The organism is Streptomyces sp. NPDC045955 (assembly GCF_056430805.1).
In genome coordinates this window covers 271,109-290,962 of the sequence record NZ_JBWKKY010000002.1, presented here as the reverse complement: position 1 = coordinate 290,962, position 19,854 = coordinate 271,109, and the positions used below count along the sequence as shown (strand labels likewise).

Here is a 19,854-nt window from a genome sequence, read left to right as displayed (position 1 = left end):
GGCCGCCATCACACACCCGGGGGACTCCCATGGCACTGTTCGGCAACGCACACACCATCGACCCGGCGTCGGCCCAGCACGACTACGCCCGCCTCCTCGGCCACGGCGAACAGGTGCACGCCGCGTTCCTCCTCATCCGCGACACCATCCTCTTCACCGACCGCCGGCTGATCCTGATCGACAAGCAGGGCATCACCGGCAAGAAGGTGGAGTACCACTCCGTCCCCTACCGCAGCATCACCCACTTCGCGGTGGAAACGGCCGGTACCTTCGACCTCGACGCCGAGCTGAAGATCTGGATCTCCGGCACCCCGACCCCCATCGAGAAGACCTTCACCAAGGGCGTCGACATCTACGAGGTCCAGGCGATCCTGACCCAGTTCGTGGCGAGGTAGCCCCGGAATGTTTTACCCAGACTCGAAAGAGTGACCGCAGCCCCATTTGCCGCATACGCCATGGTCAATGGGCCTAGCTTGCGCACATGGTCACATCAACCCATGAGACCTCACACCGGATCTTCCAGGACCATCCGGAGGTTCTCACGCCAGTCTTCGAGGCACTGGGCCTACCACCACCCGCGAAGGCGATCATCGAAGCGCTCACACCGGACGCCACGGAGATCAAGCCGCTGGAGCGCCGGGTGGACACGGTGCTCAAGGTCGAGCCGTCCGAGGGAGACGGCTTTCTCATCGCGCTCGAGGCCCAGACTGCTCGGGCCCCTGGCAAGGGGTGCAGTTGGTCCTACTACGTGGCGTACCTGCACGCGAAGTTCGGCATGCCCGTACTGCTCGTCGCGGTCTGCAAGGACCTGCCGACCGCGTCGTGGGCGGCGGGCCCCTTCGAGTGCCGCGTCGGCACCTGGACGACACAGAGCACCCGCCCTTTCGTGCTGGGTCCCGCCAACGTTCCCGAGATCACCGACGAGTCCGCCGTGGCCCGGGAGCCGGCCCTGGCCACCCTCTCGGCCATCGTGCATAGCAACAGCCCGAATGCCCCCGCCATACTGAGCATGGTGGCCCGCGGCATGCGGGCGTTGGACAAGGCAACAGCGAAATACTGGTGCGAATGGCTTGAAGTCGGGCTGGAGAACACTCCGGTCCGGGAGACATGGAGAGAGCTGGAGAAGATGGTCGCCACATACTTCCCGGGCAGGGGCACCCTCTTCGAGGAGACGTACCTCGAGGGCAAGGCAGAAGGCAAGGCAGAAGGCAAGGCCGAGGGCATCCTCCGGGTGCTGGAAAAGCGCGACGTCCCCGTCCCCGAAGCCACCCGCGACCGCATCACCACCTGCACCGACCTGGACACCCTCACTCTCTGGTTCGACCGCTCCCTGACGGCCACGACGGCGGAGGACCTGTTCCTCGAGGAGTGAGCGGCCCAGAAGGCCAGGGCCCGCCCGGCGAGGAGAGAGCGGGCCCGCATCGACCCTCTTCAGGCGGGCGGTGCTCGGTCGGGATATTCGATGGTCGCCGCTTGGTGATGGTGGTCAGCCTCGGCGCGTTCCGCAAGGACACCGGCGCCCTGGTCGGCTCGTACTGCCTGACCCTCGTCAGCCGCGGCGTCTGGGAGCTCGGCCACTGGGCGGTCAAGTCACAGCGTGGACGCTGGTACTCGGTGGAGGCCGCTCGGGCCCTGTGTGACCGGAGTTGGGACACCCTCGACGTCCACCGCATCGAGTGGTGGGCCATGGCCGGGAACACCGGCTCGCGTGCCGTCGCCGAGAAACTCGACTTCACCGGCGAAGGGACACTGCGCAATCGCGGCATCGCCAACGATGGCAAGCCGCACGACTGGTGGGGTGGCGGTCCCAGGGTGACGGCGCATGCCCGTGTGATCCAATGGCCGCGGAACCGGGACCGCCTCGCGAAGGGAGCACGAAGGCATGTCGACGGTCATACCTGTGCCCGACAACTGGCGTCCCCTTTTCAACAGTTGGGACGAACTCCGGCAGGGCTACCACGTTGGGGACAAGGACGAGACGGTGCGAGGCTGCGCCCGCCGGCTCGACGCGACGTTGCCGGGGTCTCAGGGCGATCCCGTGCTGTTCTGGACGCTGGGTTTGCTCACGCTCGCCCCCTACGTGGCCTTCGGCAACCCCGGTCCGGGAGTCGAGGACAAGGTCGTCGCCGTACTGAGCCGAGTCGCGCACGGTGACGACGGCAAGGCATGCGCGCACGGCTGGCATCCGTACGAGGCCGACGTGGACGATGTGCTCGAGCGCCTTCCCGCCGACCTCGAGGTGCTGAGCTCCCCGGTGAACCAGGCCCTCGACGACCTGCTTCCCGAGGACCTGCTTCCCGAGGACTACCTGGATGAACTCGATGACCAGGAGGCCGAGCCCGCGAACCTCTCCGGACCCGAGATCCTCGCTCGCTGGCAGTGCCCGCGTACCGCATCGGGGTTCGCCCGCGCTGCCCTCGACTACCTGGGCGCAACCGTCCGCTGAGGCCGACGCCTCCCGAGGGGGAGCAGCTGAGCGGGCGGGTGGCCGTTCGGGCGTACGCCGACAGGCGTCAGCGTTCCGAAGCGTGGGCCACGAAGTCCGCCCACGCGCCGGTCGTGATCGCCAGCCGGGGGCCTTCGACGTTCTTGGAGTCGCGAACGTGCACGGCGCCGGGGGTGATGGCCAGTTCAACGCAGGAGTTGCCGTCGTTGCCGCCGCTGTAGCTGCTCTTGAACCATGTCAGCTCGGAGGTGTCCTCGGTAGTGCTCTTGCGGATCATGTCTCTCCCAGCAGTTGCTCGATGAAGGCCAGCGACGCCCGCGGAGAGAGCGCCTGAGCCCGGATGGTGCCATACCGCAACTCAAGGACGCGCAGGTGTTTGAGTTCGGAGGTTGGCCGACCATTGAACGCTCCGTCGGAGCGGCCCACGGCCGTGCCATCAGGGAACTTCAACAACTCGATACGACCGTCCAGCCCGGAGTGGGTGTCGCAAGCCATCGGCATCACTTGAAGCACGACGTTGTGCAACCGCCCCACCTCCAGCAGACGTTCAAGCTGCTGACGCCACACCATTTTCCCCCCGATGGGGCGACGCAGGACCCCCTCTTCCAGGACGAAGCTGAGCGCTGGTGCGGGCCTTCGCTCGAAGACCGACTGCCGAGCCAGACGAGCAGCCACCATGCGTTCTACATCGTCCGGCGAGTACGGCGGCTGGGCTGCCCCGATCACGGACCGCGCATGCTCCGCGATCTGCAAGAGCCCAGGGATGATGTGGCACTCGTACAGAGCGATCTCGATCGCCTTGGCCTCCAACTTGCCCAGCTCCCGAACCTTCTTCGGATACCGGACCTTCTTCACGTCCTCCCAGGCCGCCGCAACGAGCCCACCCGCTTCCAACACCTCGTCGGCCCTGTCCAGGTACTCCTTCCGGGGGATCCGCTTCCCACCCTCGACCTTGTAGACAAGGTCCTCCCCGTACCCGACGGCCACCGCGAACTCGGCGGCCCGCATCCCCACCGCCTCACGCCGCAGCCTCAACTGCCGCCCCACCGTGGTGATGACGGCCACTCCCCACTCATCGTCCGGATCCACCTCCCACCCCGGCTCGTCCGCTTCCCCCATGAGCCGACGCACCTCGCCGTCCACCGACATCCCACACCCTCCTTCGGACTGCCGACAGTCCGGACACAGCCGACAACCCCCGGACAGTCACCCTACGTATCAGCGCTGTCACTGTTCACGGTAAGCACGCACCGCCACGCTCAGTGACGTGAACCAGGAAAAGTCCACCCAACTTCTCTCGCCCACCGAGCACTTCATCGTCCAGCTGTCATCCACACCACGCGGCGCCCGTCTCGCCCGGCTGCTCGCTACGGAGTGGATGCGCACCCGGGAGGTGCCCCACAGCATCACCGAAGCCGCTGAACATCTCGTCGCCGAACTCGCCGCGAACGCCGCCACCCACGGGCGGCTCCCCGGCCGCGACTTCCGCCTCGTGCTCCGGGCCCGCTGCGAAACCCTCCGCATCGAAGTCACGGACACCCGAGGTGACGACCTCCCCCGCCACCCCGCACCCGCCCCCGACGCCGAGTCAGGACGTGGCCTCCTCCTTATCGAGGCCCTCGCCGACCGCTGGGGCGTGCAGCCCGGACCGGCTCCCCGCAAGACCGTATGGGCGGAGCTCGACCTACCGAGCCTCTGACCAGCGAAAACGACACACGCACCGTGACCCGGCCGCGTGTGCTCCGGTGCGGTCGGTGGTCTTCCTCAAGGAACACGAGAGGGAAAGAAACCGCACCAAGCCCCACCCCTCCCGCCCACGGCGCACGCTCACTCCCCCGAGTGAACATCACCAACTGAGCTGGATCCATGCCCGGTTGCCTGCCCTACGCTCAGCGCAACACCAAGCACGGCACGACCCCAGACATGCAACGGCCCTCGCCGGGACGGCAATCCCAGTGCGAGGGCCTGACCACCAAGGAAGCGACACCTTCCCGATGGACACCCAAAACACTAGCGTGCGCCCGCACGCCCAGTCCCGTAACGGCGGCAAAAACCACCCGCACCGGCACACCAGCGGGCGCGCCCACCCCGGCGGGGGCGTCATCCACGACAACACCCGCCACACCACCCGCTTCACGGTGATCGGCAACCACCTCACGCAGCACCCGGACCTGTCGCTCCTCGCGATCGGACTGGCCTGCCACATCCAATCCCTCCCCGCAGGCGCCCCCGTCGACATCAAGACCCTGGCCGCCCGCTTCCCGGAGGGCCCGACCCGTATCGCCGCCGCCCTGCGCGAGCTGGAGACCCACGGCTACCTGCTCCACACCCGCGAACGCCCTCCGACCGGCCGAATCGTCACCCGCACCGTCTCCTGCAACCAGCCGGGCCGACGCCGCGACCGGGGCGCGTCCGAAACGGCACCGCCCAAGCCCCCGGCCCGCCGCGCGGCCACCGCACCACAGCAGAAGCCACCGCGCCGCGCAGCCCTCCCCGCCGTACCGAAGCCCGCGTACGCCTCCCCCGCCCTCCTCCAGACGGCCACCGACGTCCTCGCCGGCCTGCGCCGCACGGACCCCCGCCTGCTCCTCTCCGCCACCGACACCGAACACCTCGCCCCGGGCGTCGTCGCCTGGCTGGAACGGGACCTCACCCCCACCGCCGTACGCCACGCCCTGACCAGCGACCTGCCACCAGAACCCCTGCGCCGCCCGGCCGCTTTCCTGGCCCACCGCCTCACCTCCCAGCTCCCACCCCTGCCGCCGTACCGCACGCCAGAGCAGCCACCGGCCGTCCGGCACCGACTCCAGAACTGCGACGGCTGCGACCGAGCCTTTCGAACCCTCACCCCCGGCCGCTGCCGCGACTGCCGATCCGCTCTCCCCGGAGGCCGCCTAGCATGAACGTGACGATCCTTGCCCCCGGGCACAGACGACGAGGAGCGAGCGCCATGACCATCGCCCCGGAAAACGCGCGGCAGGGCGCCTCCCACCTGTACCGGGTCATGCGGGATTTCGTTCAGTCGGCGGACGACAACCTCCCCGGCAAGTTCGAGATCACCAAGGAAGGGATCGTCCTCGACATGATGTCGCCCATGAAGCCGCACGAACTCACCGTGCTGCGTGTCCGGAAGCGCCTGGAGAAGGTGATGCCGGACGAGATCGTGGCCCACACGGGTGAGCCCGACGTGGAGGACGAACCCGAGGGCATCATGCGGCGCCCCGACGTCATGGTGATCGCCGAGGCGGACATGGAAGGGGAGGGCTCGTTCGACCCCCGGTCGCTCGTCGCCGCCGTGGAGGTCATCTCCCGCTCGAACCCGGACAACGACTGGGTCACCAAGATGCGCGACTACCCCCTCATGGGCGTCCCCGTCTACGCGATCTTCGACCCCCGCACCGGCACCGGAACCGTGCTCACCGACATCCATGCCACCCCCGACGGCCCCCGCTACGCCACCCGCAAGGACTTCGTGTACGGGGAGGACGTCACCATCGCCGACTGGACGATCTCCACCGAGGACCTGCCGCGTTACGGGACCGGCGAACAGCAGTGAGCCCCTCCTCTGAACGGGGAAACGAACCACCCCCGCGGCATGCGGTCGTTCGACAAGGCAACCGCGAAGTACTGGTGCGAATGGCGGGGGCCCACTCCACAAAAGGAGCAGGCCCCAGCGCAAAGTCGGCTCGAAGCGGCGTGTCTAGCTCACCGCCGTCTTCCCCGTCGCCCCCGCACGATCCCCGGCGCCCGCCCGCGGCCCCCTGTTGGTGTGCCGTACGAACGCCACCCCCACCACCGCCAGTACCGACGCCGCCGACAGCGTGTACAGCCCCCCGTTCGTGCTCCCCGTCGTGTCCTTGAGGTAGCCGAACAGGGTGGGGGACACGAAGCCGCCCAGGTTTCCGAGGGAGTTGACCAGTGCCAGGCCCGGCGCGGCGATCTTCAGGTCGAGGCCCGACTGGGCCATCGGCCAGAACAGCGTGGCCGCGCACTTGCCGCCGACCGCGGCGAGGGTGAGGGCGGCCAGGCCGAACCAGGGCGAGCCGAGCGTGGCGAGGAACGTGCCGGCGGCCGACAGGACCAGGGCGATCGCCAGGTAGGGGCGACGGTCGGGGGCCCGGTCCGTGAAGTGGGCCATCGTGTACATCGCGATCACCGCGCAGATCCAGGGGATCGCCGACAGCAGGCCGATCTGGAAGGAGGACAGCCCGCCGATCTCCTCCACCAGGCTCGGCAGCCAGAACGTGATCGCGTAGCCGGTGAGCGCCATCGCGAAGAAGACCGCAGTCAGGACGGCGACCTGGGGATGGAAGATCAGCTTCATCCGCGACACCGACGGCGCCCGGTCACGCGCCTCCTTGTCCCGTGCCACCGCCTCGCTCAGCGCGTCCTTCTCCTCCTGCGTCAGCCACTTCGCGTCCTGGATCCGGGAGACGAGGAAGAACCCGGCGATGAAGCCGACCAGGATCGAGAAGGCACCCTCCAGGGCGAACATCCACCGCCAGCCCGCGACACCGCCCGCCCCGTGCAGCTCCAGCAGCGCGCCCGTGATCGGGCCGGTGACGATGTACGCCGTGGCCGATCCGCCCAGGAAGATCGCACTGGCCCGGCCCCGGCTGGAGTCCGGCAGCCACTGGGTGAAGTAGAGGAGCACGCCGGGGAAGAAGCCGGCCTCCGCGACACCGAGCAGGAAGCGCAGGCCGTAGAACATCCACACGTTGTGGATGAAGCACATCGCCACGATCACCGCGCCCCAGGTGATCATGATCCGGGTCAGCCAGACCCGGGCGCCGAACCGTTCCAGGAGCATGTTGCTCGGCACCTCGAACAGGGCGTACCCGATGAAGAACAGGCCCGCGCCGAGCCCGTAGGCGGTGGCGCTCACCCCGACATCGGCCCGCAGTTCGTTCTGGACGAACCCCACGTTCGTCCGGTCCATCTGGTTGACCAGCAGCATCAGGACCAGGATCGGAAGCATGCGACGCAGGAATGCGCTGACCGCACGCTGCTCGGCCTCGGGTATGGCTGTTGCGGCGTCTGACATCGTTGTCTCCCTCAATGTGCACATACGTGAACAGCAGTCACGTACGCGTTCTCGAAGGGACCTTATGGAGGCTTAACTTCCGGGTCAACGGGTTGAGCAGAAGTACATGTATGTGAATGCGGGGCGGGCGACCGTACACGTCCGCCCCCCACGTCCGTCGGACGTCCGTCAGCCCGTGGGATCGACACCCATGGTTGAGCAAGAGCCGGGCAAGAGCCCTGGGTACGAAAGTGGCCCGGAACCGACGCCGGCTCCGGGCCACTCCCTACCTGTCGCCTACTTCGGCTGCGGCTTGCGCACCGACAGGTGCAGCTCCTTCAGCCGCGCCTCCTCGAGCTCCGTCGGCGCGCCCATCATCAGGTCCTGGGCGTTGCCGTTGAGCGGGAAGGCGATGGTCTCGCGGATGTTGGGCTCGTCGGCGAGCAGCATCACGATGCGGTCGACGCCCGGGGCGATGCCGCCGTGCGGCGGGGCGCCGAAGCGGAAGGCGCGCAGCATGCCGGCGAACTTCTCCTCGACGGTCTCGCGGTCGTACCCGGCGATCTCGAAGGCCTTGAGCATGATCTCCGGCTCGTGGTTCCGGATCGCGCCGGAGGACAGCTCGACGCCGTTGCAGACGATGTCGTACTGCCAGCCGAGGATGTCCAGCGGGTCCTGGGTCTCCAGGGCCTCCAGACCGCCCTGCGGCATGGAGAAGGGGTTGTGCGAGAAGTCGATCGCGCCGGTCTCCTCGTCCTTCTCGTACATCGGGAAGTCGACGATCCAGCAGAAGCGGAAGACGTTCTCCTCGAAGTGCCCGGCACGCTTGGCGGCTTCCACCCGCACCGCGCCCATGATCTTGGAGACCTCGTCGAACTCGCCCGCGCCGAAGAACACCGCGTGGCCGGCGGCCAGGGAGAGCCGCTTGGTGAGCTCCGCGACGTTGTCCTCCGTCAGGAACTTCGCGATCGGGCCCGACAGCGAACCGTCCTCGGCGACGCGAACCCAGGCCAGGCCCTTGGCGCCCTGCGAGACGGCGTAGTCACCGAGCTGGTCGAAGAACTTGCGGGGCTGCGCGGAGACGTCCGGCACCGGCAGGGCGCGGACGTGCTTGCCGGCGAACGCCTTGAACTCCGAGCCCTCGAAGATGTCGGTGATGTCGACGAGTTCGAGCTGGGCGCGCAGGTCGGGCTTGTCGGAGCCGTACTTCAGCATCGCCTCGCGGAACGGGATCCGCGGGAACGGCGAGGTGACGTGGCGGCCGCCGCCGAACTCCTCGAACAGCTCCGTCATCAGCTTCTCGACGGGCTGGAAGACGTCCTCCTGCTCGACGAAGCTCATCTCGATGTCGAGCTGGTAGAACTCGCCCGGCGAGCGGTCCGCGCGCGCGTCCTCGTCACGGAAGCAGGGCGCGATCTGGAAGTACCGGTCGAACCCGGAGATCATCAGCAGCTGCTTGAACTGCTGGGGCGCCTGGGGGAGGGCGTAGAACTTGCCCGGGTGCAGGCGGGACGGGACGACGAAGTCGCGGGCGCCCTCGGGGGAGGTCGCGGAGAGGATCGGCGTCGCCATCTCGTTGAAGCCGAGGGCCGTCATCTTGTGGCGGATCGCCGAGATGACCGCCGTGCGCAGCATGATGTTGCGGTGCATGCGCTCGCGGCGCAGGTCGAGGAAGCGGTACTCCAGGCGCCGCTCCTCGTTGACCCCGTCCTCGGTGTTGATCGTGAACGGCAGCGGGGCCGCGGCACCGAGCAGTTCGACCTCGCCGACCTCGACCTCGACCTCACCGGTCGGCAGGTCGGGGTTGATGTTCTCGGCGCCCCGGGAGACGACCTTGCCGTCGACCCGGACGGTCGACTCCTTGGACAGCTTGTCGAGGGCCTCGTAGGCGGGGGTGCCGGGACGGGCGACGAGCTGCGTGATGCCGTAGTGATCGCGCAGATCGATGAAGAGGATGCCGCCCAGGTCGCGCCGATTGTGCAGCCAGCCACTCAGCCGGACGTCGCTGCCGACGTCAGAGGAGCGGAGCTCGCCGCAGGTGTGGGACCTGTACCGATGCATCGTCGTTCATCCAGTCTTCGCTGATCGGGGTCTGTGTTTCACGTGAAACTGGTCCCCAGCGTACCGGCCAGGCGAAGATCGACTCTCCCCAGTTAACGATCGAGCACACTTCCACCTTCGGTGGCATCGTTCGATCGCCTCTTCTTAAAGTAGGGCAATGCGCACTGGCGAGCCCCTGCCCGCCGTGGGGGAGGCTCTCGCAGCCCTCGCGACCGGCCTCTGGCACTGGGACACCGCCACCGGGCTGGTCACGGTCGACGCCGAGGCGGCACGGTTGCTCGGGCTGCCCGCCGAGCAGGTCAGCCTCACGGAGGCCCAGGCGCGGGCCCGGCTGCACCCGGTGGACTGGAACGAGATCACCGGCGTGACCCAGCTCGCCGTCGCCGAGGGCACCCTCGCCGAGGTGCGGATCAGGGTCATGGACGAGCAGGGCCGTGTCGTCCGGGTCGTCCGCAGCCGCTCCAAGCCGTCCTTCGACCGGGCCCGCAAGGCGTACCGGCTGATCGGCACCCTCCAGGAGGTCACCGAGCCGACGCCGGGCACGCCGGCCGGGCGCAGCGCGGTCACCGGCGACTGGCGGCGCTCGCGGGAGGCGTTCCTGCTGGACGCGGGCCGGGCGCTGGCCGAGGCGCGCTCCACGCAGGAGGTCCTGCGGGTCACGGCCAATCTGTCGATGCCCGGGTTCTCGCCGGACGGGCTGGCGGTGTTCGGCGTGGAGGGCGACCGGCTGACGATCATCGGGCACCACGGGCAGCAGCAGGGCGACGACAGCCCGTTCTCCGACATGGCGCTGGACACGGACTACCCGGCCGCCGAGGTGGTGCGCACCGGCCGCGCGGTGTACCTGTCCTCCCCCGAGCAGTACAAGGCCCGCTACCCGCTGACCTGGCCGCTCGCCCAGCGCTTCGGCCGCCGGTCCTGGGCGTTCCTGCCGCTGACCGTGGCCGGCCGCACGATGGGCGCGTGGATGGCGGCCTTCACCTATCCGGTCGCCTTCACACCGGACGAGCGGTCCGTGCTGGCGACCGTGGCGCGGATGCTGGCCCAGGCGCTGACCCGGGCGGGCGTGGCCGAGAGCGAGCGGGCGCTGACCGACGGGCTCCAGCGCACGATGCTGCCGAGGCTCGGCCCGCAGCGCATCCCGGGCATGAGCGTCGCCGCCCGCTACGTCCCCACCGGGGGCGGTCTCCAGGTCGGCGGCGACTGGTACGACCTGATCCCGCTGCCGAGCGGACGGTTCGCGCTGGTCATCGGGGACGTGCAGGGGCATGACGTGCGGGCGGCGGGCCTGATGGGCCAGCTCCGCATCGCCCTGCGCGCCTACGCCTCCGAGGGGCACCGCCCCGACGCCGTCCTCTCCCGCGCCTCCCGCTTCCTGCACGGCATCAGCGACGAGGACTCCACCGATCCGCGCTTCGCGACCTGTGTGTACGTCGAGGTCGATCCGGCGAGCGGCGTGCTGGACATCGCCCGGGCCGGGCATCCGGACCCGGCGATCCGGATGTCCGACGGCACGGTGCTGACGCGGCCGACGTCGGGCGGCCTGCCGCTGGGCATCGACCCGGACGCCGACTACCCCACGACCCGGCTCGCCCTGGAGTCCGGCGAGACCATGCTGATCTGCACGGACGGCCTGATCGAGACCGGCGGCCACGACCTGGACTCCGGCTGGCGGCGGCTGCGCGAGATCCTGGAGGACCACAAGGGTGATCTGGAGGAACTCGCCGACACCCTGGTGCAGGCCGTGCACGGGCCCTCGTCGCACCACACCACTGGCCCGCTGATCGACCGCCGTGAGGACGACATCGCGCTGCTGCTGCTGAGCCGGGAGGACGAAGGGTGCGGCTGCGGCGACACCGTGCTCGTGCGGGCCCCCGTGCGGCGCACGATGCTGACGGTCGCACAGGCCGAGCCGGAGCGGATCGCGGTGGCCCGGCAGCAGCTGCGCGAGCTGCTGCACGACTGGTCCTCGCCCGACCAGCTCGACTCGGCGGTGCTGCTGCTGTCCGAACTGCTGACGAACGTCCTCGTGCACACCGACTCCGACGCGCTGCTCGTCGCCGAGATCACCGGCGCGGTGGGTGAGCGGCGGCTGTGGATCGAGGTCACCGACACCGGCGACGACCTGCCGCACAAGCGCAGACCCGGGGAGCTGGCGTCCTCCGGCCGCGGCCTGGTGCTGATGGAACTCCTCGCGCACGCCTGGGGGGTGGATCCGCGCGGCGAGGGCAAGAGCATCTGGTTCGAGCTCTACGAGTCCGTGGACGGCGCGGGCGACGGGTCATGGCGGCCGTAGCGGGTCACGACGGCCCGGACGCCGACGGCTCCTGGCTCTCGTAGCGGCTGCGGAGCTCCTGCAGGACGCCGAAGGCGGCCGCGGTGAGCGGCAGGGCGAGCAGCATGCCGAGCACTCCGGCGACCGACGCCCCGGCCGTGATCGCCACCATCACCACCGCCGGGTGCATCTGCACGGTCCGGCTCTGGATCAACGGCTGGAGCACGTGCCCTTCCAGCACCTGCACCGCGAGCACCACTCCGAGCACCCATAGCGCGATGACGAACCCCCGGTCGGCGAGTGCGACCAGCACGGCCACGGCTCCCGAGATGAAGGCGCCGAGGTAGGGGATGTAGGCCCCGACGAAGACGAGCGCCCCCAGCCCGGCCGCCCCGGGCACGTCGAGGACGAGCAGTCCGACGGTGATGCAGAACGCGTCGATGAGCGCGATGAAGGTGGTGCCACGCATGAAGCCCTCGACGGCCTGGAAGGCCCGTCGCGCCATGGCCTCCAGGGTGTCGGCCGAGCCACGCGGGGACAGGGCCCGCAGCGTCCCGGCCGCCTTGTCGGAGTCGCGCAGGAAGAAGAAGACGAGCAGCAGCGCGAGCACGGCCATGGCGATGGTCTCGCCGACGACGCTGACCCCGCTGATCACGCCGGAGGCGGCGGATCCGCCGAACTTGCCGAGCAGTTCACGGGCGTTGGAGGCCAGGTCGTCCAGTGAGGTCCCGGCAGCCCCGAAATGCTCGGAGATGCCCCGCGCGGCGTTCTTGAGCGAGGCGACGATCTCGTCGCCCGTGTCGATGAGCGCGGCGACCACGAGGTACACGGCCCCGCCGACTACGGCGACCACGGCGACACAGGTGAGCCCGGCCGCGACCGACCGCTTCACTCCGGCCCTCACCAGCCGCCGGTGCAGAGGCCCGAGCAGCGCCGTCCCGAGCAGGGCGAGCAGCACGGGCACGACGGCGGTCCGGAACTCGTCGCACAACCGGATCCCGACGTAGACGACCCCGGACACGAGCAGCACGAGCGCGCACCAGGCGGCGAGCCGCCGGAGGGGGGCGGAGAGCAGTGGCTGGGAGTCCTGCACCCATCCACTCGAACATCTCGCAGCCGGGCAGTCCTCCCGGAAGCGCCGGACGAGTGAGGCCGTACCGGCCCTGACGTCCGTCCGAGGCAGGGCCGGTTCTTCTGTCAGGCGAAGAGCGCCAGTGGGTCGTCGACACCACGCACCCCGAGGAAGCACGCCATGGCGACGCGCTGTCCCTTGGTGAGGCGCCGCACGCCGTGCACTCGGGCGGCATCGAAGATGACGAGGTCGCCGTTTCCGGGGCGGATCGTCCAGTCCGGGGCGGTGAGGCGTTCGCGGTCGAGACCGTAGTCGGCGCGACGTTGCTCCATGTAGTCGCGTTCGTCGTCCACGACCGTGTCCCACAGTTCCAGCTCGCCTCCACCGTCCTCAGGAGGCACCTCCAGGTACACGTTCACACCGAGTCTCTTGGTGAACGTGTAGTCGCCCAGGATCTCCGAGTTGCGCTGGTCGATATGGGGGTTCGCCTGTCCGGCCGACCTCCACCGCCTGATCACGTTGAGCAGGGCGGGGCGCCCCGCCCTCGTCAGCGCCACGTCCGCGCCGGCCGGCCACAGCTCGTCCAGCTGGGTCAGCAGCCGGTCGATCGGAGACCCGACTCCGGCGAACAGCGACTCCCTGATGAGGGTGGTGGTGGCAGCCCCCTCGGCGACGTACTGCTCGGCCTTCTCGGGACTCTCGTTCGCCTCACCGATGGAGACGCCCACACACTGAAAATCAGGCGTGAGGGTGTAGGTCGACGCGTCGCAGGCCCTCTCGATGCGTGGGCCGGCCACCCTGTAGACGTCGGGCGGGGAATATGCCTGGCACCGGATCAGATCGAGATCGCCTTTGATGAGCCCTGTCAGCGCGTCATAGGAAAGATCGGCTGCGGCTCTCAGTCGACGCCCGCTCATTGTTCCCCCCTGTTGTCTCGGATGCGGCGGCCAGGCAGCCGCTTCGACCGTACGTGCGGTCAGCTCAGCAGTGCGGCTCCGGACAGAAGTCGCATGGCGACTCCGATGGCGCGTTCGTCCACGTCGAACAGCCCCTGGTGAAGGTCGAGAGTCCGCTCGGCCCCTGCAGTTCTGACCCCCAGGCGGGCCATCGCTCCGGGAACCTTCCGTACGAACCAGGCGAAGTCCTCCCCGCCGAGACTCTGCTCGGTGTATGTCACACCGGACCTTCCCAGCATTTCGTCAGCCGCTCTCCGCAACAGCCCAACGCTTGTGGCCTCGTTGACGACCGGGGGAATACCCCGGGTGTACTCAAGGTCGGGCGTCACTCCATGCAGTGCGGAGATGTTCTCGACGGCCTTCCGGAAGAGGTTCTCGGCCAGCGTCCAGGCGCGCTCGTCGATGCAGCGGATCGTGCACTGCATGAAGCCGGTGTCCGGGGCGAGCGCTCCCGTCGACTCGTTTCCGCTGTTCGCCTCGGCATGGCCCCAGACGATGGAGACACCCGAACCTGTGGGCATCTGCTGACTCACGGCGGCGGGAACACCGACGGTCAGGGCCGCCACAGCGTGCACCACGTTGGGCGGCATGGTGTCGCCACCCTCCCCAGCGCCCCCCTTCACCGTCAGCTTGACCAGGTCGCACGCCGAAGTCAGCGGCCCTGTCTTGAGCCCGACCCGACCCACGTCGATCTTGGGGTCGCAGTGCAGAGCAAGGATGCGGCCCACACCCTCCAGAACCCCGTGCTTGATCATGTACTGAGCACCGGCGATCTTTTCTTCCGCGGGCTGGAAAAGGAGCCGCACGGGTGTGGGCAAGCCGCGCTCCTTGGACAATTCCGCCAACGCCAGACCGGCTCCCAGCACACTGGCTGTGTGCACGTCGTGACCACAGGCGTGACAGAACCCGGGCACAGTCGAACGGTAGGGAACAGCCTTCTCATCCGTCACCGGGAGTGCATCAAGATCCGCCCTCAGAGCCAGCATCGGAACGCTCGGGTCCAGGCCTGGAATGTCGCACAGCAAACCGGTGGCCCCTGGCATCAATCGGGGTTCCAGCCCGGCCTTTTCCAGCCGCTCGGCGACCTTTTGAGTGGTGCGGAACTCCTCATTCGACGCCTCAGGGTGCCGATGCAGATCCCTGCGGAAATCGATCATCTCCGACTCAAAGGCCGACGTGAACTCCCTGAGCAGTGCATTTACACTGTCGGGCGGCGCGGCTTGCGAGGCCACTGCGTTGAGCGGCATGTCGAGGGCAACCTCAACACCCTTGGTACCAGCGTTCATTGGGCTAGACTAGAACAAGATCGCTTTTTGCAGAAACCGAAAGCCTAAAAGACTACACAAGGAGGCTACCGCGCAGCACTCCAACGGCTTGACCACCGAGATGGACCCGATTGTCCGCGAGACGTAGGCGGATCCGGCCACCTCTCGGTGACGCCTGTTCGGCCATCATCTCCGTGACACCGAGCCGAGGCGACCACCAACTCGCCAGTGCGCAGTGGGCGGAGCCCGTTACAGGATCTTCCGGAACTCCAACTTCCGGATAGAAACAGCGACTGACGAACGAGCGTTCACCCTGACCCCGCCCCGTGACGATGATGCCGCGCACGGAGAGCTTCCGGGAAAGAGCCGCGATTCCCGCGAAGTCAGGTACCACGTTCTTGACTTCCTTCTCATCCGCAACCTGAACGAGAAGGTCGTCCCTGCCGCGAGCCACGGCCTCGATGGTCACATCACCGAAGAGCTGGGGCAGGTTGCCCGATGCCGGCACCTCACTGAGGACATCCGCGGGAAAGTCCATCTCGACCCAGCCACCTTCGGCGACACAGCTGAGGCGGCCGCTCCGGCGGGTGGTGAACTCGACCCTGCCCCCCAGCACATGAGCGGCGGCCAGGGTCGCGTGGCCGCAGAGGTCGACTTCCGTCATCGGCGTGAACCATCGCAGGGGATAACCGGTTTCACGCCGCCCGTCGCCGACGACCACGAACGCCGTCTCCGAATGCCGCATCTCGGTGGCGACACTCTGCATCCAGGACGGCGGCCGCTCCTCCGAAAGGAGCACGACCGCGGCGGGGTTTCCTCTGAAGGCCACGTCGGTGAAGGCGTCCACCACATGAATCTCGTCCATCACGCCCCTTCGCGTGCTGTAACCGGTGCGCCCTGACGCTGCGCCAGGGGATCGGAGCTTACCGCAAGAAATCCCGACCATTCTTGACACAATATGACTAACCCCACTCCGCGAGCAGCCCCCTCGTGGCGACCGTCTCGGCATGGTCCGGCCCGAGATTGAGCTGCTGCCATGCGACCACTTCCTGCAGTTCGCGCAGCCCTTCCTCGGTCCGTCCGAGGGCGCACAGGCACTGACCGCGCAGGCGCCTGGCCTCGGCCACCTCGGTCCTGGTGGTCCAGTCATTGCTGGTGTACTCGTTCAGCAGCTCCGTGATTTCCTCGAGAGCCCCCTCCGGCTCGTTCTTCAGGAGCATGATCTTTGCAGCCGTGATGCGGGCGTAGAGATTCTCCGGGTGCGGATGCGGCCGTCGCTGCCACAGCGTCAAAACCGCACCTATCTCCTGCGAGGCCTCCGCCAGACGCCGGTGCCCCTGTCCCACCAGGGCCCGCACCAGGCTGTGCCACACGGTCAGTGTGTCCAGACCGTCCGAGTCTCTGCCGCGCTCGTACGCGAAGATCTCGCGCAGGTTCGCCTCGGCCTTCTCCCACTGACGCTGTTCGAGCATGCAGCGGGCCAGCTTGTGCCTGGTCGCCATGGTGTACGGATGGTCACCACCCAGGTTCAGGGTGCGCTGGTCGAGTACCGAGGAGAGTTCCTCCTCCGCCTTGCGCAGCATGCCCTGTTCGAGTAAGCACCGGCCGTATTCGTGCCGGACGGCAACGACGTCACTCCTGGTCCGCCACTCGGCGGGAAGGTCTTTCAGACAGTCCTCCAGGAAGAGCTGCGCCTGTCTGGGCAGACTGCGCGACAGCAGGAACCTGCTGACCTTCCGTATCACGTCGAAGGCCACAGAGGCCCTGGGATCGTCGTGACTCTGTTCGTTCGCGCTCCACCGGACGTAGTCCAGTACGGGTGCCGCACAGTGGGGAGCGACCGCGATCCACCCGGTCCACGAGTCCGGGTCGTCCGGATCCAGGTCCCGGACGGCGTCGTCGAGCAGATCGACCATCAAACGGCGAAGTCCCTCCGCGTCCGCCCACCTCTGGTTCTCCAGGACGACGTCCCTGATGAGGGGGTGAAGGGTCAGGGTGTACCCGTACATCGGTCCCGCGGACGCGTTCCTTCCTAAGCTGATGAGGGTGAGACCGTCCAGAGCGTCGATGAGCAGCCGGATGCGGCTCTCCGGGATCGGGCCGAACAGCGGTGAGGAGGACAGCACCTCGCAGTTGAGCACCGCCCCGTAGGGAATGGGCCGAGCCGCCAGCCGTGCCAGTACGCCCAGCAGGGGCCGCGCGTCGGCGAGTCCTCTCTCCGCGAGTAGGGCCAGCGACATCTCGCATGTGCTGTGTACTGCGGCCAGCTCCAGTTCCTCGGTCAGCCTGTGCTGGTCCACACGGGGCCTGACTTCGTCGAACCTGTGTACCAGGACGTCGTGGTAGTCGCGGATGCTCCGGATCGCCTTTCCGCCGCGGAACACCGGTCCGTGGTTCACCTTACGCAGATACGCTCCCGCTGCTCTGAGTGCCAGCGGAAGACCACCGAGCCTGCGTGACAACTCGCTGGCGTCGGACAGTTCCTCTTCCGGAACCGCCCCCTTCCGGCCCGTGTAGTCGAGCAGGACGCGCGCACCGTCCGCCGGACTGAGAGCATCGACACGGTGCTTGGTCGACCAGCGCCCCCATACGGACGTCTCACCGACCCGCGACGTCACGATGACCATCCCGCGCGGCGTCTGCGGATGCCTCAGCCAGCCCACTCCGCTGGCGATGTCCCGATCGCGGTCTGCGAGGTATTCCGGCCAGTCCGCGTTGTCCAGCACGAGCAGCCACGGCATCGGCGCGTCGTTCAACAGCTGCCAGACCAAGTCCGTGGCACTGGCCCGGCCGGCCCACGCCTCATCCACCCGAGGCGGTGGCGCCCCCAGTTGGCTCGCCACCTCGCGCATGCCGCCCCCTATGGAGGCTTGGCCACCCGCGTGGATCCACCAGACGCGGACCCCCGACGCCAGAGCGGCCTGACTCACCTCCCAGGCTATTTCCGTCTTCCCGCAGCCGCCGAGCCCGTAGAGAATGTGCACATTTCCCGGCCCGTGCCTCAGTTCTGAGAACGCGTCAGGGCCCGGTAAGCAGCGAGTGAGGTAGCGGGTGATGGAGTCACGCCCATGCAGTTTCAAACCCCCGCGACGTGATTCAGGAATACCGACGGAGCTGCGACCAGGCCGATACTCACTCGCGCGGGACTGCGGCGGACTGGATACGGAAAGATCCCGGCCGGCCGAATGACTGACGGCATGCCCACTCACTTGGACGTGCTGCTCTGCTTTGTCATGAGCACTGTCATGGACATCATCGACCACTGCAGCAGTCCTCGCCGTCGAAGGCCAAGAGCGACAAGGGGCACAGGCTAACACGGCTAATGGCTCAAAAGCAGGGCCCAGTAAGCCTGAAACAATAGTTACGGCGGATTACTGGCGTGCCTCATGCGAAAGCAGAGAAATGCCTGGAAACATTCCGCCCTCTACACGCGACAGTATCGTGCGTGCGCGGAATGATTCCGATTCCGAGACCTCCGGGCTCTCGTTCAGGAAACCCTCCTGCCCGAGGTGGACGATCATCCAACAAAACGCGGAGGTCTCGGGCGCCCCCGGCTACATGGCCGGCCGGGACATGCGCATCCACCCGGGCAAGGAGGATTCCTGACCATACGTCAGCCCCGCGGGCCCTCCTGGGTCATGCCGTGCACCGCCGGGACCGTCCCCAGCCGGCCCTTCTGGAAGTCCTCGAAAGCCTGCATGAGTTCTTCCTTGGTGTTCATCACGAACGGGCCGTAGTGGGCCATCGGCTCGCGGATCGGCTGCCCGCCGAGCAGGACGACCTCCAGGTCCGGCGTGTGGGAGTCCTGCTTCTCGTCCGCGCGGACGGTCAGCGAGGATCCGGCGCCGAAGACTGCGGTCTGGCCCATGTGGACCGGGCGCCGCTCCGTGCCCACGCTGCCGCGCCCGGCCAGGACGTACGCCAGGCCGTTGAAGTCCTCGCGCCACGGCAGGGTGAGCTCCGCGCCCGGGGCGAGGGTCGCGTGGATCATCGTGATCGGGGTGTGGGTGATGCCGGGGCCCGCGTGCCCGTCCAGCTCACCGGCGATGACCCGCAGCAGCGCGCCGCCGTCGGGGGTGCTGAGCAGCTGGACCGAGCCGCCGCGGATGTCCTGGTAGCGCGGGGCCATCATCTTGTCCTTGGCCGGGAGGTTCACCCACAGCTGGAGGCCGTGGAAGAGTCCGCCGGACATGACGAGATGCTCCGGTGGCGCCTCGATGTGCAGCAGACCCGAGCCCGCGGTCATCCACTGGGTGTCCCCGTTGGTGATGGTGCCGCCACCGCCGTTGGAGTCCTGGTGGTCGAAGATCCCGTCGATGATGTACGTGACGGTCTCGAACCCGCGGTGCGGGTGCCACGGCGTGCCCTTGGGCTCGCCCGGCGCGTACTCCACCTCGCCCATCTGGTCCATCATGATGAACGGGTCGAGATGGCGGTAGTTGATCCCCGCGAACGCCCGGCGCACCGGGAAGCCCTCACCCTCGAAACCGCTCGGGGCGGTCGTGACAGCGAGCACGGGACGTGCCACGGCATCGGTCGGCGCGGTCACGCGGGGCAGCGTCAACGGGTTCTCGACGGTCACAGCAGGCATGTCGGTTCCTCCTCGTGTACGCCCAGTTTAGTTGAGCGTTGAACTTCCTGCTACCCCTAACGGAGAAAACCGGGTGGGCATTCCCGGGCGACGGCGCAGCGAACCACGGGACACGGGCATGCCGAAAGACCGGCTCCCCGCACGGGGGCGCCGGCCCTTCTCACG

17 protein-coding genes and 1 pseudogene are annotated in these 19,854 nt (G+C 68.0%); 8 read left to right on the top strand and 10 right to left on the bottom strand.

From position 1 onward, the window contains the following. Window positions 1–29: 29 nt before the first annotated feature. The 4 genes and pseudogenes from AC07F0_RS04675 (at window position 30) to AC07F0_RS04660 (ending at window position 2,446) form a co-directional block, all read left to right on the top strand. Window positions 30–395, top strand: a complete 366-nt coding sequence (locus AC07F0_RS04675) for a PH domain-containing protein (RefSeq protein ID WP_020270419.1) — start codon at window positions 30–32, stop codon at window positions 393–395. An 86-nt stretch (window positions 396–481) separates the two neighbouring features. Next, window positions 482–1,372, top strand: a complete 891-nt coding sequence (locus tag AC07F0_RS04670) for a hypothetical protein (protein WP_478974177.1) — start codon at window positions 482–484, stop codon at window positions 1,370–1,372. 107 nt (window positions 1,373–1,479) lie between these two features. Continuing rightward, window positions 1,480–1,725 (top strand): annotated as a pseudogene (locus AC07F0_RS04665) (GNAT family N-acetyltransferase); the annotation flags it as partial. 157 nt (window positions 1,726–1,882) lie between these two features. Beyond that, entirely contained in the window at window positions 1,883–2,446 is a 564-nt protein-coding gene (locus tag AC07F0_RS04660; RefSeq protein WP_478975007.1) for a hypothetical protein, read from the top strand. A gap of 67 nt (window positions 2,447–2,513) precedes the next feature. Here the strand turns inward: AC07F0_RS04660 and AC07F0_RS04655 are convergent, their stop codons facing one another. Beyond that, window positions 2,514–2,723 (bottom strand): DUF397 domain-containing protein, encoded by a 210-nt coding sequence (locus AC07F0_RS04655; protein WP_478974174.1) that lies wholly within the window; start codon window positions 2,721–2,723, stop codon window positions 2,514–2,516. Further along, complete coding sequence (locus AC07F0_RS04650) at window positions 2,720–3,595, bottom strand: helix-turn-helix domain-containing protein (RefSeq protein WP_478974171.1); 876 nt, start codon at window positions 3,593–3,595, stop codon at window positions 2,720–2,722. The genes AC07F0_RS04655 and AC07F0_RS04650 overlap by 4 nt, the downstream gene beginning before the upstream one ends. A 118-nt stretch (window positions 3,596–3,713) precedes the next feature. Here AC07F0_RS04650 and AC07F0_RS04645 point away from each other — a divergent pair, with 118 nt between their 5' ends. From AC07F0_RS04645 to AC07F0_RS04635, 3 genes are all read left to right on the top strand, one after another. Beyond that, window positions 3,714–4,145 carry an ATP-binding protein gene (locus AC07F0_RS04645; RefSeq protein WP_478974168.1) on the top strand — a complete coding sequence of 144 codons (432 nt, stop codon included), beginning with the start codon at window positions 3,714–3,716 and terminating at the stop codon, window positions 4,143–4,145. Between the two features lie 295 nt (window positions 4,146–4,440). Further along, a complete protein-coding gene (locus AC07F0_RS04640; protein WP_478974165.1) occupies window positions 4,441–5,349 on the top strand; it encodes a helix-turn-helix domain-containing protein in 909 nt (302 codons plus the stop codon). Window positions 5,350–5,396: 47 nt separating this feature from the next. Further along, the gene (locus tag AC07F0_RS04635; protein WP_478974162.1) at window positions 5,397–6,002 is read left to right on the top strand and encodes a Uma2 family endonuclease; all 606 of its coding nucleotides are present in this window, start codon (window positions 5,397–5,399) and stop codon (window positions 6,000–6,002) included. Window positions 6,003–6,146: 144 nt separating this feature from the next. On the opposite strand, the gene AC07F0_RS04630 is transcribed toward AC07F0_RS04635, so the two are convergent. Continuing rightward, window positions 6,147–7,490, bottom strand: a complete 1,344-nt coding sequence (locus AC07F0_RS04630; protein ID WP_478974160.1) for an MFS transporter — start codon at window positions 7,488–7,490, stop codon at window positions 6,147–6,149. A 276-nt stretch (window positions 7,491–7,766) separates the two neighbouring features. Beyond that, a complete protein-coding gene (gene aspS, locus AC07F0_RS04625; RefSeq protein WP_478974157.1) occupies window positions 7,767–9,530 on the bottom strand; it encodes an aspartate--tRNA ligase in 1,764 nt (587 codons plus the stop codon). A gap of 157 nt (window positions 9,531–9,687) precedes the next feature. Between aspS and AC07F0_RS04620 the strand changes: the two genes are divergently transcribed. Then, window positions 9,688–11,826: an ATP-binding SpoIIE family protein phosphatase gene (locus AC07F0_RS04620; RefSeq protein WP_478974155.1), complete on the top strand. Its 2,139-nt coding sequence runs from the start codon at window positions 9,688–9,690 to the stop codon at window positions 11,824–11,826. Between the two features lie 4 nt (window positions 11,827–11,830). On the opposite strand, the gene AC07F0_RS04615 is transcribed toward AC07F0_RS04620, so the two are convergent. From AC07F0_RS04615 to AC07F0_RS04590, 6 genes are all read right to left on the bottom strand, one after another. Beyond that, complete coding sequence (locus AC07F0_RS04615; RefSeq protein WP_478974152.1) at window positions 11,831–12,898, bottom strand: AI-2E family transporter; 1,068 nt, start codon at window positions 12,896–12,898, stop codon at window positions 11,831–11,833. A 104-nt stretch (window positions 12,899–13,002) separates the two neighbouring features. Next, complete coding sequence (locus AC07F0_RS04610) at window positions 13,003–13,794, bottom strand: 2OG-Fe(II) oxygenase (protein WP_478974149.1); 792 nt, start codon at window positions 13,792–13,794, stop codon at window positions 13,003–13,005. Window positions 13,795–13,853: 59 nt separating this feature from the next. After that, window positions 13,854–15,119: an amidohydrolase gene (locus AC07F0_RS04605; protein WP_478974146.1), complete on the bottom strand. Its 1,266-nt coding sequence runs from the start codon at window positions 15,117–15,119 to the stop codon at window positions 13,854–13,856. A gap of 52 nt (window positions 15,120–15,171) precedes the next feature. After that, on the bottom strand, window positions 15,172–15,963 hold the full coding sequence (locus AC07F0_RS04600) for a PhzF family phenazine biosynthesis protein (protein WP_478974143.1): 792 nt from the start codon (window positions 15,961–15,963) through the stop codon (window positions 15,172–15,174). Window positions 15,964–16,060: 97 nt separating this feature from the next. Then, window positions 16,061–18,082 carry a tetratricopeptide repeat protein gene (locus AC07F0_RS04595; RefSeq protein WP_478974140.1) on the bottom strand — a complete coding sequence of 674 codons (2,022 nt, stop codon included), beginning with the start codon at window positions 18,080–18,082 and terminating at the stop codon, window positions 16,061–16,063. A gap of 629 nt (window positions 18,083–18,711) precedes the next feature. Further along, window positions 18,712–19,689 carry a pirin family protein gene (locus AC07F0_RS04590; protein WP_478974138.1) on the bottom strand — a complete coding sequence of 326 codons (978 nt, stop codon included), beginning with the start codon at window positions 19,687–19,689 and terminating at the stop codon, window positions 18,712–18,714. Window positions 19,690–19,854 lie beyond the last annotated feature (165 nt).